This is a genomic window from Proteiniphilum sp., from assembly GCF_034331125.1.
Lineage (GTDB): Bacteria > Bacteroidota > Bacteroidia > Bacteroidales > Dysgonomonadaceae > Proteiniphilum > Proteiniphilum saccharofermentans.
Genome location: NZ_JAXQGC010000042.1, coordinates 42,075 through 57,230 on the forward strand (window position 1 = coordinate 42,075; position 15,156 = coordinate 57,230).

Genomic DNA, 15,156 nt, shown 5'->3' on the forward strand with positions numbered 1-15,156 from the left:
TAAAAAACAGAAGTTATGAAGAACATCTTTACAATTACCATAATGTGTGTTGCACTTATGGTTACATTATCCTGCAACGCCAGCGAATCAGAGAAAAAAGAATTCACCCTTTCCAGGAGTGAACTTCTGAACAAGATCAAAGGCGGTTGGGCCGGACAGGTCATCGGCTGTACATATGGTGGACCGACAGAGTTTCAATGGAACGGCACAATGATTGATGGCCATGTTCCCATCCCATGGGACGATACCCGGATGCTATGGTATTATGAAAATTCACCGGGTTTATATGACGATGTATACATGGATTTGACTTTTGTGGATGTCTTTGAAAAGCATGGTCTTGATGCTCCCGACTCCTTACACGCACTGGCTTTTGCCCATGCCGAGTATCCCCTTTGGCATGCCAACCAGGCTGCACGCTATAATATACTTAACGGCATTATGCCTCCCGCTTCCGGCCACTGGAAGAATAACCCTCACGCCGATGACATCGATTTTCAGATTGAAGCTGACTTTGCGGGGTTAATGTCTCCCGGCATGGCAAATTCTGCCGCTGCCATCTGTGACCGGATTGGCCATATCATGAATTACGGGGATGGGCTGTATGGAGGTATCTATGTTGCGGCAATGTATTCCCTGGCTTTCGTCCACAATGACATTGAATTTATAGTGGAAGAAGCCCTGAAAACTATTCCTGCCGAAAGCCAGTTTTATCAATGCATTGCAGACGTAATTAAATGGTACAGGAACAATCCCGATGACTGGAAATCGGCATGGTTTGAAGCACAGAAGAAATGGACACATGACAAAGGATGCCCGGATGGTGTCTTTGTTCCGTTCAATATCGATGCGAAGATCAATGCGGCCTATATTGTAATCGGGCTGCTTTACGGTAAGGGCGACTATGGTGCAACAATAGATATAAGTACCAGATGCGGCTATGATTCGGATTGTAATCCGGCGAACGCTGCTGGAATTCTGGGAACAATGATAGGATATGACAATATCCCCGATTACTGGATGCAGGGTATGGATAAAGTTGAAGATATGAACTTTAAATATACTGAAATGTCCCTTAATAAGGTATATGATATTGGATTCCGGCATGCTGTCGAAATGATTAAAAGAAACGGAGGAAGTGAAAACGGAGATTCGTTTACAATTCAGTACCAGACTCCTCAGACAGTTCCTTTGGAAATAGGCTTCGAAGGGATCTATCCTACTCAGAGGAAAAGTATTAACAGGCGGCTGACCGCACAAACCAATGAAGTATCACTTGATATAACCGGTTGTGGTTTTGCCCTTACAGGTTATGCTGCAGCAACAGGGGACCGGAAAGACGAAGTGCTGGAAGCGGATATCTATATCGATGACAAATTCATGGAAACCATAAAAATGCCGACTTCGTCTCTTATCCGCAAACATGAGGTTACCTGGAATTATGATCTCCCGGAGGGAAAGCATACCATACAAGTAAAGGCAAAACATATACCCGAAAACTATTTTATACATGTCAGGGACGTGATCATGTATTCGGAAAAGAATCCGGAAAAACAGGTTTACTTTTAATTCATACTATATATGAGTAAGATATCAGCGATTGGCAGTTCCATCTCCGGAAATAAACTGTATATGGCAGGACTTCTGTTCCTGATTGCTTTCGGTGCCTGCACATCGAAAGACCGCCAGCGTGCGGAAGTTGTTTCAGATAGACAAAAGATCATCTTTGAGACAGATATTGGGAATGATGTAGATGACGCGTTAGCCCTGGATATGCTCTATAAATATATGGACGCCGGGGATATAGATTTATTGGCCATCATGATCAACAAAGAGGACCCTTATCCTGGAGAATATACCGATATTATGAATACCTGGTATGGATATCCTGAAATTCCCATCGGGGTTATATATAATGGTGCGGACTGTGAGAATGATGCCACCAATTATGCCAAATGCGTCTCCCTTATGAAGAGGGAGAATGGAGATCCGATGTTCCGGCGTTCCGGGCAAGACTATTCGAAACTACCGGAATCGCATATCCTGTACCGTAAAATACTGGTTCAGCAACCGGATAGTTCCGTCACAATTGTTTCGGTCGGTTTTTCCACCAATCTTGCCCGTTTACTGGATACTCCCGCTGATGACTTCTCACCAATGACAGGAAAGGAACTGGTTGCAAAGAAAGTGAAGATACTCTGCACCATGGCAGGATGCTTTAATGACCCGGAGTTGTATGAGTACAATGTAGTGAAAGACATCCCGGCCGCAAAAAAGGTTTTTACTGAATGGCCGACACCTGTGGTAACCTCACCCTTTGAAGTAGGGATTGCAATCAATTATCCGGCCTCCAGTATCGAAAATGATTTTAGCTGGGCGCCTCTGCACCCTATGGTAGAAGCCTATAAATGTTACATGGAGATGCCTTATGACCGCCCTACCTGGGACTTGACTTCGTTACTGTATGCGGTGGAAGGTCCTTCGTATTTCAATATCTCGCCTCCAGGCAAGATTGATATTACAGATCAGGGAGCCTCCGCGTTCATTCCCAATGAGAATGGGAACCAGCATTATCTGATGGTAGATTCTCTTCAGGCTGAGAATATCAAGCAACATTTTATTCAAATGATCAGCCGGCAGCCCGTAAATTTCAAATAAATATCCGGATACAGCTTATTTTCAAAACAATAAGCTGTATCCTATATAATTGAAATAGAATCCGGTGCAACTTACAAACAAGAGTCCCGCTGATTGGATATCCCCTATTTGAAAAAATCAACCAGTAAAAGAAAAAATATGAGTAAGATAGTAGTAATTGGCAGCTCCAATACGGATTTAATCGCGAAAATAAAAAAATTCCCCAAGGCAGGTGAAACAATTAAAGGAGTCTCCTATCTCCAGGCGATGGGAGGCAAAGGAGCGAATCAGGCGGTGGCTGCACATCGGCTCGGGGGAGCGGTGAAATTTGTAACCAGCCTGGGCAAAGATACCAATGGACTGAATTCCCTGGGATACTATAAGGAAGAGGGATTGGATGTCTCTCTATCTTTGATTGTAGAGGATAGCCCTTCAGGAATAGCTATGATTTGGGTGGACGAGAAAGGAGAAAACAGCATTGTAATAATCTCAGGAGCGAATGAGATGCTTTCTCCCGGATATATCCACAAAATCGAAAAAGAGATATTGGAAGCTGACTTGATTGTCCTGCAAATGGAGATTCCATACGACACGGTCAAAGCTATTTGCGACCTTGCCTACGAAAATAAGAAACAGATCCTATTAAACGTGGCACCCGCGAGAAAACTGGATACCGATATTATTAAAAAGATAGATATTCTGGTGGTGAACGAAACCGAAGCCGAAATCCTTTCGGGAGAAATAATAGAACATATCGGAGAAGAGGGAATTGTTGACAAATTACTGGCATTAGGTGCAAAAACTGTTGTTTTAACACTGGGAAAACGAGGCAGTATATTAAAAAACGACCGGACATATTTACAGATACCGGCTTTCTCTGTCGAAACAGTAGATTCAACAGCCGCAGGAGACACGTTCTGCGGTGCTTTAGCCGCAGAACTGAGCAAAGGCCATAGCTGGAAAGAAACTCTTGAATTTGCTTCCGCCGCGGCCGCCATTTGTGTTACACGCATGGGGGCACAACCGTCTATACCGACAGAAACCGAAGTGCGTAATTTCTTAAAAATGAGAACAACAAACCATTAATTTATATCGAATTTATGTTTATCGTACAAAATTATCCGTTCGCAGTATTACTCTGCCTTATTACCATGCTTTGCTGGGGATCATGGGGCAATACACAAAAATTGGCCGCAAAGACATGGCGGTATGAACTGTTCTATTGGGATTACGTGATTGGCATCGTGCTGCTTTCCCTTATCGTCGGATTCACGTTGGGAAGCATCGGTGATCATGGACGAAGTTTTACCGACGACATAGCACAGGTGAGTTCCAATAACTTCTGGAGCGCATTTGCCGGAGGTATTATTTTCAATGCAGCCAATATATTATTGTCGGCATCAATCTCGCTTGCAGGAATGTCGGTCGCCTTTCCCGTGGGAGTGGGATTAGCATTGGTATTAGGAGTATTTATCAATTATTTCGGCGCCCCCAAAGGTGACCCCATCATTCTCTTCGCAGGCGTAGTACTGATCGTTATCGCTATTATCCTGAACAGTCTTGCTTCGGGAAAAGTGAGCGCAGGAACGGAGGCGGGCAAAAATAAAAAGAAGGGGATTATTATTGCCATATGTGCCGGTATCCTGATGTCCTTCTTCTACCGGTTTGTCGCTTCTGCAATGGATCTGAACAACCTTGAAAATCCTATACCAGGAATGCTGGCTCCCTACGGTGCGTTCTTTATTTTTTCACTAGGGATATTGGCAAGCAATTTCATATTCAACACCGTTGTCATGAAAAGGCCTTTTGTTGGTGAACCGGTGACTTATTCCCACTATTTTAAAGGTAGCCTGAGTACCCATTCTGTAGGAATTTTAGGAGGTATTATCTGGGGAATAGGTACAGTCTTAAGTTATATCGCTGCGGGGAAAGCCGGCCCGGCCATTTCTTACGCCCTTGGACAAGGCGCACCCATGATTGCCGCGTTATGGGGTGTATTTATATGGAAAGAATTTAAAGGTGCTTCCAAACCGGTAAATCTTTTGTTGACCCTTATGTTTATCCTGTTTATCGGAGGATTAGCTATGATAGTTGTTTCCGGCGGCAGTTAGATATCTGTAATATAATTATCTCGGGATGATGGATTTATAAGCAGTAATGCCCATCATCCCTTTCTATCTTCCTATACATCATCAGATCGGCACTATTTCCCGACAAGTCGGCATCAATAAATCATCACATTGGTCATATTGGCACATTAGTCTCATCCTCATCCTCTTCCTCCTCCCAAACTACTTCTGGTTTCTGTGGCCCTTGTTTACGGAAAACAATGGCAAAGATGAGACCGCTAACGGCACCCGACAGATGCCCTTCCCATGAAATTGAAGTATCCACCATCTCCGTGATGGGAAAAATACTCCAGATAGTGCTTCCATAAATAAATGCAACAATCAGGGAAACCGCGACCAAAGGGATATACTTCCTGAAAATTCCGCTAAAAAAAAGAAAGAAAAGGAGCCCAAACACAAGTCCGCTTGCACCCACATGATAAGAGCCACGTCCGATGATCCATGTCAGAAATCCACTTGAAAGCCAGAGACAGATGAAAGCACCAAAAGCGATCTTACTGTAAAAATAGAACAAAAACCAGATCAATATAAGCAAGGGGAGCGTATTCGACAACAAATGGGAAAAAGAGTTATGTATAAAAGGTGAAAAAATAATCCCGATCAAACCGTCAGTAACACCCGGCAATATCCCCAAATGCGAGAAGTCCCATGCAAACAACCCTGTATAGTCAACAATAAATGCCAACCAAACCAGGACGACCCACACAATAGCAGGAAGCAAAGCAAGCTGCGCCCGCTTCTTCTCTATTTTATACCATGATGGGGTATCTGCATTCATTTCCTGGAATATAACCTCTTTTTCATCTGTTTTGTACAAATATACAAACTATTTTTTTCTCCCCCGCACAAGTGAAGAAAAGCGAAAATTATTCATTCTTTGCTTGTAGATTAGATTTCCTTTTCTTATCTTTCGCAGGAATTAAGTGGCACACATTACCCTAAATTATACGACGATGAGTTACTTGAAATTTGACAAAGACCTGATGATTAACCTGGAGTACTCTCTGTATCGAAATGTTTTGCGAACAAATCGAAGAGGAGCCTATCAAAATACATCTATATCGGGTTGCAATACAACAAAATACCAGGGGCTTCTTGTGATGCCCGTGCCTTATCTAGACGATGAGAACCATCTCATCCTATCCTCTTTTGATGAAACGGTAATACAACACGGCGCTGAATTTAACCTGGGTATTCATCGCTATGCCGGTGACAATTATAATCCGAAGGGACACAAATATATCCGGGAATTCAATTGCGACAGCGTACCTAAAACCATTTACCGCGTAGGGGGGGTCATATTGTCGAAAGAGATCATGTTCTCCTCGAAAGAGAACCGGTTAATGATCCGCTACACGCTTTTAGATGCCCACTCCCCGACCACGATCCGTTTTAAACCTTTTCTGGCCTTCCGGAAGATATCTCAACTCACAAGAGAAAACGACCAGGTAGATAAATCCTACCGCGAAGTGGAAAACGGCATCAGCACCTGTATGTATTTCGGTTACCCCGAACTATTCATGCAGTTTAACAAAAAACCTGAATTTGTATATCATCCCGACTGGTACCGTGACATCGAGTACCTGCAAGACCTCCAAAGCGGAGATACATTTCAAGAAGACCTTTATGTACCTGGCTATTTCGAAATGTACATCGCCAAAGGCGAAGAAATTATCTTTTCTACAGGAGATATCATGGTAGACACCTCTACGCTGGCTAAAGAATTTGATTACGAAATATATAAACGAACTCCTCGCTCCAACTTCTACAACTGTCTCAAGAATTCGAGCCATCAGTTTTATTATATACCTCAAAAGGATGAACATTATCTCCTGGCGGGATATCCCTGGTTTAAAGTGCGTGCCCGGGACCAGTTCATCGCTCTTCCGGGATGTACCCTTTCGGTAGATAAACCACAGGATTTCGAGAAGATGATGGACACAGCCATCCCTCACCTGAGAGATTTTATGAAAGACAAGCCTTCGAAAAGTTACCTGAAACAGATAGACGACCCCGACGTATTACTATGGGTGATTTGGGCACTTCAGCAGTTCTGGAAAGAAAAGAAGGATATTTTCCTGGAGAAATACAGTGATTTCCTGTATGAGATTATCGATTATATTACTGCGGGTAAACACCCGAACCTGATATTGGATCAGGAAACTGAATTGCTTTCGACCTATGGTCGCGACGCAGCGGTCAGTTGGATGAATGCGACCATTGATGGTAAACCGGCTGTACCACGATCGGGGTATCTGGTAGAATTCAACGCCCTCTGGTATAATGCCTTGAAATTCGCAGAAGAAATATCACGGACAAAAGATAAAGATAAACTGGCTTCCGATTTTGAAGAACGCGCACGTTTAACAGGCAATTCTTTCAAAGAAGTCTTCCTCAATCCCGCAGGTTATCTTTATGATTATGTAGATGGAAATTACAGAGATCCGGATGTGCGGCCCAACATGCTATTTGCAGTATCACTCCCCTATTCTCCCCTTGAAAGAAGCCAGAAAAAGTCGGTAATCGATTTTATCACTAAAGAACTGTTTGCCTCCTGCGGCATCCGTTCACTTACTCCAAAAAGCGACAAATTCCGTCCCTATTATACCGGAACGGAGAATGAAAAAAAAATCGCTTATTTCAATGGAATGTCTTTTCCATGGCTGTTTGGACATTATATTGAAGCCTATCTGAGCCTGTTTAATATGAGCGGGCTATCGTTGGCAGACAGAATCATGGTGGAGATGGAAGGACAAATGCAAAACGACTGTATCGGAAGCATATCGGAGTTTTATGATTCGCACCCGCCATTTATTGCCCATGGAGGATACTCCTTTGCCATGAGCGTAGGAGAGCTACTGAGGGCAAAACGGATTATCAACAGATATAGTGAAGAGTTGGAAAATGGAAGATAGGTTTTTAATGTGACAATGAGAATAATGTGACAATATGCCAATGAGATTGATGGAGATTGAATGAGATCGAGAAGTTCAAAATCTTGAATCTTGAATTTTGAATTTAAAATAAATATATGAAAGCATTAATGTTTGGCTGGGAATTTCCACCACATATCCTCGGAGGACTTGGAACAGCAAGTTACGGACTCACACGGGGGATGGCAAAGCAGGAAGATCTGGAGACCATTTTCGTGATTCCCAAGCCCTGGGGAGATGAAGATCAGAGTTTCATGAAGATCATAGGAGCCAATAACACCCCCATTGTATGGCGGGATGTACCATGGGAAACGGTAAAACCAAGGCTGGAGAAATTCATGGATCCCCAGGAATATTACCGGCTGCGGGACAATATTTACGCGGATTTCAACTATATGCATACAAACGACCTGGGATGTATAGAATTCTCGGGGAGGTATCCGAACAATATTTTAGAAGAGATCAACAATTATTCTATTGTGGCCGGGGTGATCGCCCGCACTTATGAGTATGACATTATCCATTCGCATGACTGGCTCACCTACCCTGCGGGACTCCATGCAAAAAGTGTTACCGGTAAACCATTGGTGATCCATGTACACGCCACTGAATTCGATCGCAGCAGGGGGAAGCCCAATCCGATGGTGTATGGAATTGAGAAAGACGGAATGGATAACTGCGATCACATTATCTGTGTGAGCGATCTGACGCGGCGTACAGTCATTGAAAACTATCATCAGCCTCACTGGAAGGTAACCACTGTTCATAATGCCGTAGAACCGCTTAGTCCTGAAATAGAAGCTATTGAACGAATTTCCGGTGTTTCAGAGAAAGTGGTTACCTTCTTAGGACGCATCACCATGCAGAAAGGACCCGAATTCTTCGTAGACGCCGCTACACAGGTAATTAAAAAGACCGATCATATCCGTTTTGTGATGGCAGGCAGTGGTGATATGATGGATCAGATGATCCGTCTGGTAGCCGACCGTGGCATTGCACACAAATTTCATTTTACCGGCTTCCTTCGTGGTAAACAGGTATATGAAATGCTGAAATCGAGTGATGTCTATGTGATGCCTTCCGTATCGGAACCCTTTGGGATATCGCCTCTCGAGGCAATGCAATGCGGCGTACCGAGTATTATCTCTTACCAGTCTGGTTGTTCAGAAATCCTTAATAATGTCATCAAGACCGATTATTGGGACGTGGATGCGATGGCTGATGCGATCTACTCAATATGTACCTATCCTGCCATGGCAGAACACCTGAAAATAGAAGGAAAAATAGAAGTAGACAATATAAAGTGGGAAGATGCCGGATTGAAAGTCCGTCAGATATACGACAGCCTTATGTAAAATCAAGAAAGAAACAAACAACAATATGAAGACAATTTGCATTTATTTCCAGATTCATCAACCGTTCCGGTTAAAAAGATATCGCTTTTTCAATATCGGCAGAGACCATTACTACTTCGACGATTATGCCAACGAAGATATATTGCAACAGATTGCCGGTCGTTCGTATGTCCCTGCCAACCGCATGCTGCTTGACCTGGTCAATCAATATAAGGGAAAATTCAAGGTCGCCTTCTCAATTTCGGGAGTAGCACTAGAGCAACTCGAGGTATATGCACCGGAAGTGATTGATGGATTTCGCGAATTCACCAAAACGGGTAGCGTAGAATTTCTGACAGAGACTTACGCCCACTCATTAGCCAGCCTTTACGATCCGGAAGAGTTTCGTAATCAGGTAAGACATCACTCAGAAAGGATAGAGATGCTTTTCGGACAGAAGCCGACCGTACTCCGTAATACGGAATTGATCTATTCGGATGAAATTGCCGAAATGGTATATGATATGGGATATACCAAAATGATTACCGAAGGGGCTAAACATATCCTGGGATGGAAAAGTCCCAATTATGTCTATCAGGCCGCCTCACAACCAAAACTCAAATTGTTGCTCAAAAACAGTCGTTTCAGCGATGACATAGCCTATCGTTTTTCGAATTATAGCTGGAATGAGTATCCGCTGACGGCAGAGAAGTTTATCTCATGGATAGCCGGTACTCCTGCCGAAGAAGAGGTGGTTAACCTCTTTATGAACTATGAAACACTCGGCAACCTCCAACCATCATACACCGGTATTTTCGAATTCTTTAAAGCAATGCCCCGCTTTGCTTTTGAGAACGGGATCGGATTCTCCACACCCGGCGAGGCATTAGACTCCCATGAACCTATTGGGATCATGAACGTGCCCAATCCTATCTCCTGGACGGATGAGGAGCGTGACCTGAGTGCATGGGTAGGCAATAAACTCCAAAAGAGCGCACTGCAATCATTGTATGAAGTAGGTGAAAGGGTTCGTTTGTGTACCGACCGCCGGCTCAAACAGGATTGGATCTATCTGCAGACCAGCGACCATTTCCATTATATGTCTACCAAACATTTCGGAAGCGGACAAAGCCAGTTTAGCCCCTATATGTCGCCTTATGACGCTTTCAACAATTATATGAATGTGCTGAGCGACTTCATTGGCCGTGTAAAGGCACAGTATCCCGATACGGTGGATAACGAAGAGTTGAACGCACTTCTTACCACCATCCATAATCAGGAAATGGAGATCAAACGTCTTCAGTCGGAATTGAAAAAGGTGATCGGAACCAACGAGGAACTATTAGTGGAAAAGAACCCAAAAGTACAAAAAGCAGAGAAGTAAATATTACAAATTTTCAATACTATAAAAAGGGTGAAACACTTTTATTTGTGATCCACCCTTTTCTTATTTATTTCGTTTGGGAACAAACCCAAACTCTCAATTTCTAATTATGGTCGTTCTATAACCGGGAGTCACTCCCCCGTTATTTCGCGTAACTTACTGCACGGGTTTCACGGATTACTGTGATCTTCACCTGGCCGGGATAGGTCATTTCAGTTTGTATCTTGCGTGCAATTTCAGACGACAGTTTTTCAGTATCCTGATCGTCAATCTTGTCGGCCCCCACAATCACTCTTAACTCGCGTCCGGCTTGTATGGCGTATGTTTTCACTACACCCGGATACGAGAGCGCCAGTTGCTCAAGATCGTTCAACCGCTTGATATAGGCCTCTACGATCTCGCGGCGGGCACCGGGACGCGCACCCGAAATAGCATCGCAGACCTGTACGATAGGCGCCAACAAACTTGTCATTTCAACTTCGTCGTGGTGAGCACCTATAGCATTGCATATATCAGGTTTTTCCTTAAATTTCTCAGCCAGCTTCATCCCCAGCACTGCGTGCGGCAATTCGGGTTCATCGTCGGGCACTTTTCCTATATCATGCAACAGTCCGGCACGTTTTGCTTTCTTGGGGTTCAATCCCAGTTCCGAAGCCATAATGGCACAAAGGTTAGCTACCTCACGGGAGTGTTGCAACAGGTTTTGCCCATACGAAGAACGGTATTTCATCTTACCCACCATACGTACCAGTTCAGGATGTAAGCCATGCACACCTAAATCAATCACTGTACGTTTACCGGTCTCTACTATCTCATCCTCAATCTGTTTCTTCACTTTCGATACCACTTCTTCAATTCGGGCAGGGTGAATACGTCCATCTGCAACCAATTGATGAAGTGATAAACGGGCAATCTCCCGACGGACAGGATCAAAGCCCGACAGGACAATTGCTTCAGGTGTATCATCTACAACGATCTCAACCCCTGTAGCAGCTTCCAAAGCACGAATATTACGTCCTTCACGCCCAATGATACGGCCTTTCACTTCATCGGAATCGATATGGAATACCGTGATGGCATTTTCGATAGAGGTTTCGGTCGCTACCCGTTGGATACTCTGGATAACAATACGTTTCGCCTCTTTATTAGCCGTCATTTTGGCCTCTTCCATGATTTCACTGATATAGGATTGTGCACCGGTTTTGGCCTCCTCTTTCAGAGATTCCACCAGCCGCTCTTTGGCTTCTTCAGCGGAAAGTCCGGAAATAGTTTCCAGCTTTTCTACCGACTGCCTGTGGAGATGCTCTAGCTCAGCCCCCTTTTTATCAATAAATTCCTGTTGGTTTGACAGATTCTGTTTAATTTCGTCCACCTCAACCATCCTCTTATTCAGTTCCTCTTGCTTTTGATTGAGCGTCATCTCACGCTGTTTCAACCGGTTCTCTGTAATCTGAATCTTGGACGTGCGGGCATTCGCCTGCTTCTCTGCTTCCGTCTTCATCAGAAGCGTCTCTTCCTTTGCTTCAAGTAATATCTTTTTCTTTATTACTTCAGCGTCTTTCTCCGCATCGCTCAAAATATTCTGAGCACGGGAGTTGGCCATCTTACCGGTTACGTACCAGGCGACAACCGCTCCGATCAGTAATCCGATAATACCTATTACTATTTCCATATTGTCTATTATTTAAATTGATTGTTATACACTTACCAAAAAAAGTTATTCTTTCTGATAAGGGATTTTATTCTACTTCTTATCACATAAAAAATCGCACTCAATTACACACATCACTCCGATGCATATAAATGGTGCGCCTACCATCCCATTGGTTAACAATAGGATCTATTATTTTTTTAGATAATCATCCAACTCGCTTATCAGCGAATCTATTTTATCTTCAAAGGGTTTCGTATTATTCTTATCTCCAAGAGAAAAATTTTCTGCCAATGCCTGAATGGCTGTCATCACCACAAAGTCTTGCGTTGTCATGCTGGAGTTCTCACCCCCATACACAACACGATATTGGTTTATTTTATTATTAATCTTTTTGGCGGCATCACGGAAAGCCTGCTCCTCCGACCGTTTGATTTTCAGTGGATATTTTCTGCCGGCAATCTCTAATGTCAATAAAAATTTCTCGTCACCCATCACATAAATTTTTCAGAAAATTACTTCAATAAATTTATGCATTTATCAACTTCTCGCACCAGTTTCGACAATTTTTCCTTTGCACTATCCACATCTACTGAAGCAGCCGTGATAGTCCTCGCAATCTTCAAACTGTCATATTTTGCTTTTAACTGTTCCAACTCTTTTGCCGTCTCGTCAAGATGGATCCGGCCAGACTTGATTTCAGTCTTTAGTCGGGCATTCTCCTCCTTTAAAGAGTCACATAAAAACAACACCTGTTTTATTCGTACCTCCAGATCAACAAGCAGCTTATTATGTTCTTCAGCCATATGCAAACAAAAACTCACGCAAATATAAGCATTGAAATGGAGTTTAACAAATTAATTGTCTTTTATTTTGTATAGTGATGGTTTATTTTTTGTTTGAAATGAACTGCTAGTTAGCAATTATCAAACCGGCGCTACTCCGATAAATCGGGACAAGTTACCGAAAAGCCGGGACAAGTTACCCCTGTTGTTGGGATTATCATTTCTTTAAACCAGTCAATATGCTCTTTTCAATTTGTTAATATTATTTGTCCTGTTCTGCCTGGGATTTTGTACCTTTGAATTCATAGTTTGGGATTTGGGATATCAGCTTCGGGATCAATGACAGGGATACCAGTGATAAGTTGTCAATATGACAATCCCCGTTATACTGTTAATTTAAAAAGATAAATGCAAACCAGAAATATAACAATCAGTGACCGGATTGAGGCAGTATGCCCCGATTTTCACCTGGCCGTGATCGCATGCGAGGTCAGAAATACGCCACATAGTACCGGGCTATGGGAGGAAATAGATACATTCTGCTCCCGGTTTTCCGCTACCCACACAATGGCAGATATCAATAAGCGTCCGGCTATTTATGCCACGCGGCAAGTATATAAAAAACTCGGGAAAGATCCCAATCGATACCGCCCCTCCTCCGAGGCATTGTGTCGCCGGATATTGAAAGGGCAGGAACTTTACCAAATCGACACACTGGTCGACCTGATCAATCTTGTCTCACTCGAAACAGGTTATTCTATCGGCGGTTTTGATGATGCAAAGATCCGGGGAGGACTGACCCTGGGCGTGGGCGAAGCGGAGGAGAAATTCGAGGGGATCGGAAGAGGCTTACTCAATATCGAAGGCTTACCTGTTTACCGGGATGACATTGGCGGTATCGGCACCCCTACCAGCGACGAAGAGCGCACCAAGATTACCTCCGAGACAACCCGATTACTGATGTTGATCAACGGTTATTCCGGCAGGGAAGGGTTACAGGAAGCTGTCGATTATTCGGTGGAGTTATTGAAAAAATATGCAGAAGCCCAAAACATAGGGATTAAATTGTTTGATGTAAACAACGTCACAACATAGTTTTAATCTTTTAGTCCGATTTTATTTTTCTTTATCCCAAGTGAACAACCGTTCTTAAAAACTGTTATAATTTACAAAAAAAGGAACCTCGGAATTCCTAAAACAACCACCGGACTCCGAAAAATTCTTTTTGAAATATAAACGCCAAAACTTATATGGGACGAGCAGGTAAATTATCTCTTCTTATTTTTTTCATTGGAATGATTTCTTTTACAATCGGCTGTAAACCCGATCAATCAAGTGATGACCAATTACTTGCTCCCACTCCGGACAGTACCTTTGTCGATAACCGGGAGGAAATAAAAAAAGAACTGACCGGGGACGATATCCTGTTAGAGAAAAATATCCGGTATGACAAATACCTGCTCGATGATGAGTATCCCTACAAGGACACTACCCGCTATTTCCAGTGGGAAAAAATCAAGGAACAAATCGCTGTGATCGAGAACGCAATGGCCGAAGGCGGTAATTGGGGTGTGCTAAGCAATTACAGGAATATGAATAAAGAAGCCCCTACGGTTGCCGATTTCGTAAGAAACGAATACAAACGGGTATCGGATCAATTTGGTGTGGAACGGTACCAATCGGCGCCACTCTATTCTGTCGACGGTGATACGACATTATTGCGTTATGGAAGGGATGGATGGATCGTGAGGTTACCGGAAAACGATACCACTGAAATGGTGAGGGTAAAAGGTGTTTCATTTGTAGGGGAATTCCTGGTACCGAAACGCTACATTATATCGTGGGGTGACAGTGTCCGTTTTGACAAGGTAATAGCTGTCGATGTTACTAACCAAAATATTGCAACACTGAAAAAAAAGGGAAACAGCTGGCATATATTAAGCATGAATCATGCCACAACAGGAGTACATAAACCGCCTTACGCACAGGAAACACCCACTGGGATTTTCGCGGTACAAGAGAAAAAAGAGAAAATGTTTTACCTCAGGGACGGAACAAGTGAAATTGCCGGTTTCGCCCCCTATGCCACACGGTTTACCAACGGTGCATATGTGCATGGAGTACCGACACAATACCCCAATAAAAGTATCATAGAGTCAAGTCCGACACTCGGCACCACCCCCCGCTCCCATATGTGTGTAAGAAATGCATCGTCGCACTCAAAATTCGTCTTCGACTGGGCAACTGTTAAAGAGTCTGTAGTCATCGTAATTGATTAACAATTGTTTTTGGAGAAATCCGAT

General features: G+C 43.4%; 13 protein-coding genes. 9 read left to right on the top strand and 4 right to left on the bottom strand.

Annotated elements, in window-relative coordinates; genetic code table 11:
- The first annotated feature begins 15 nt into the window (after positions 1-15).
- The 4 genes from U2P89_RS10310 to U2P89_RS10325 all read left to right on the top strand — a co-directional run bounded on the left by U2P89_RS10310 (position 16) and on the right by U2P89_RS10325 (position 4,748).
- Complete coding sequence (locus U2P89_RS10310; protein WP_322191356.1) at positions 16-1,569, top strand: ADP-ribosylglycohydrolase family protein; 1,554 nt, start codon at positions 16-18, stop codon at positions 1,567-1,569.
- A gap of 12 nt (positions 1,570-1,581) precedes the next feature.
- Positions 1,582-2,658 (top strand): nucleoside hydrolase, encoded by a 1,077-nt coding sequence (locus U2P89_RS10315; RefSeq protein ID WP_322191357.1) that lies wholly within the window; start codon positions 1,582-1,584, stop codon positions 2,656-2,658.
- 138 nt (positions 2,659-2,796) lie between these two features.
- Entirely contained in the window at positions 2,797-3,723 is a 927-nt protein-coding gene (rbsK, locus tag U2P89_RS10320) for a ribokinase (RefSeq protein ID WP_091907791.1), read from the top strand.
- 14 nt (positions 3,724-3,737) lie between these two features.
- Complete coding sequence (locus tag U2P89_RS10325) at positions 3,738-4,748, top strand: GRP family sugar transporter (protein WP_091907741.1); 1,011 nt, start codon at positions 3,738-3,740, stop codon at positions 4,746-4,748.
- A 133-nt stretch (positions 4,749-4,881) separates the two neighbouring features.
- On the opposite strand, the gene U2P89_RS10330 is transcribed toward U2P89_RS10325, so the two are convergent.
- Positions 4,882-5,583, bottom strand: coding sequence for a rhomboid family intramembrane serine protease (locus tag U2P89_RS10330; RefSeq protein WP_322191358.1), 702 nt, complete (start codon positions 5,581-5,583; stop codon positions 4,882-4,884).
- 136 nt (positions 5,584-5,719) lie between these two features.
- Between U2P89_RS10330 and U2P89_RS10335 the strand changes: the two genes are divergently transcribed.
- The 3 genes from U2P89_RS10335 (at position 5,720) to U2P89_RS10345 (ending at position 10,417) form a co-directional block, all read left to right on the top strand.
- Positions 5,720-7,681 (top strand): glycogen debranching enzyme N-terminal domain-containing protein, encoded by a 1,962-nt coding sequence (locus U2P89_RS10335; protein WP_322191359.1) that lies wholly within the window; start codon positions 5,720-5,722, stop codon positions 7,679-7,681.
- A 116-nt stretch (positions 7,682-7,797) separates the two neighbouring features.
- Positions 7,798-9,054 carry a glycosyltransferase family 4 protein gene (locus U2P89_RS10340; protein WP_322191360.1) on the top strand — a complete coding sequence of 419 codons (1,257 nt, stop codon included), beginning with the start codon at positions 7,798-7,800 and terminating at the stop codon, positions 9,052-9,054.
- A gap of 25 nt (positions 9,055-9,079) precedes the next feature.
- The gene (locus U2P89_RS10345) at positions 9,080-10,417 is read left to right on the top strand and encodes a glycoside hydrolase family 57 protein (protein WP_322191361.1); all 1,338 of its coding nucleotides are present in this window, start codon (positions 9,080-9,082) and stop codon (positions 10,415-10,417) included.
- A gap of 142 nt (positions 10,418-10,559) precedes the next feature.
- On the opposite strand, the gene rny is transcribed toward U2P89_RS10345, so the two are convergent.
- The 3 genes from rny to U2P89_RS10360 all read right to left on the bottom strand — a co-directional run bounded on the left by rny (position 10,560) and on the right by U2P89_RS10360 (position 12,874).
- A complete protein-coding gene (rny, locus tag U2P89_RS10350; protein ID WP_091907731.1) occupies positions 10,560-12,089 on the bottom strand; it encodes a ribonuclease Y in 1,530 nt (509 codons plus the stop codon).
- A 171-nt stretch (positions 12,090-12,260) separates the two neighbouring features.
- Positions 12,261-12,563, bottom strand: coding sequence for a cell division protein ZapA (locus U2P89_RS10355; protein ID WP_091907729.1), 303 nt, complete (start codon positions 12,561-12,563; stop codon positions 12,261-12,263).
- Positions 12,564-12,583: 20 nt separating this feature from the next.
- On the bottom strand, positions 12,584-12,874 hold the full coding sequence (locus tag U2P89_RS10360; protein ID WP_076932217.1) for a hypothetical protein: 291 nt from the start codon (positions 12,872-12,874) through the stop codon (positions 12,584-12,586).
- 387 nt (positions 12,875-13,261) lie between these two features.
- On the opposite strand from U2P89_RS10360, the gene U2P89_RS10365 reads away from it, so the two are divergent.
- Together U2P89_RS10365 and U2P89_RS10370 are read left to right on the top strand one after the other, a co-directional pair.
- Entirely contained in the window at positions 13,262-13,948 is a 687-nt protein-coding gene (locus tag U2P89_RS10365; RefSeq protein WP_313381605.1) for a B3/4 domain-containing protein, read from the top strand.
- 200 nt (positions 13,949-14,148) lie between these two features.
- The gene (locus tag U2P89_RS10370) at positions 14,149-15,132 is read left to right on the top strand and encodes a L,D-transpeptidase (protein WP_322191362.1); all 984 of its coding nucleotides are present in this window, start codon (positions 14,149-14,151) and stop codon (positions 15,130-15,132) included.
- Positions 15,133-15,156 lie beyond the last annotated feature (24 nt).

Bases quoted from the DNA above. Each gene is read 5' to 3' on its own strand.
- U2P89_RS10335 (WP_322191359.1), top strand. From the start codon at position 5,720: ATGAGTTACTTGAAATTTGACAAAGACCTGATGATTAACCTGGAGTAC.
- rbsK (WP_091907791.1), top strand. From the start codon at position 2,797: ATGAGTAAGATAGTAGTAATTGGCAGCTCCAATACGGATTTAATCGCG.
- U2P89_RS10360 (WP_076932217.1), bottom strand. From the start codon at position 12,874: ATGGCTGAAGAACATAATAAGCTGCTTGTTGATCTGGAGGTACGAATA.
- U2P89_RS10310 (WP_322191356.1), top strand. From the start codon at position 16: ATGAAGAACATCTTTACAATTACCATAATGTGTGTTGCACTTATGGTT.
- U2P89_RS10355 (WP_091907729.1), bottom strand. From the start codon at position 12,563: ATGGGTGACGAGAAATTTTTATTGACATTAGAGATTGCCGGCAGAAAA.
- U2P89_RS10325 (WP_091907741.1), top strand. From the start codon at position 3,738: ATGTTTATCGTACAAAATTATCCGTTCGCAGTATTACTCTGCCTTATT.
- U2P89_RS10345 (WP_322191361.1), top strand. From the start codon at position 9,080: ATGAAGACAATTTGCATTTATTTCCAGATTCATCAACCGTTCCGGTTA.
- U2P89_RS10315 (WP_322191357.1), top strand. From the start codon at position 1,582: ATGAGTAAGATATCAGCGATTGGCAGTTCCATCTCCGGAAATAAACTG.
- U2P89_RS10370 (WP_322191362.1), top strand. From the start codon at position 14,149: ATGATTTCTTTTACAATCGGCTGTAAACCCGATCAATCAAGTGATGAC.
- U2P89_RS10365 (WP_313381605.1), top strand. From the start codon at position 13,262: ATGCAAACCAGAAATATAACAATCAGTGACCGGATTGAGGCAGTATGC.
- U2P89_RS10340 (WP_322191360.1), top strand. From the start codon at position 7,798: ATGAAAGCATTAATGTTTGGCTGGGAATTTCCACCACATATCCTCGGA.
- rny (WP_091907731.1), bottom strand. From the start codon at position 12,089: ATGGAAATAGTAATAGGTATTATCGGATTACTGATCGGAGCGGTTGTC.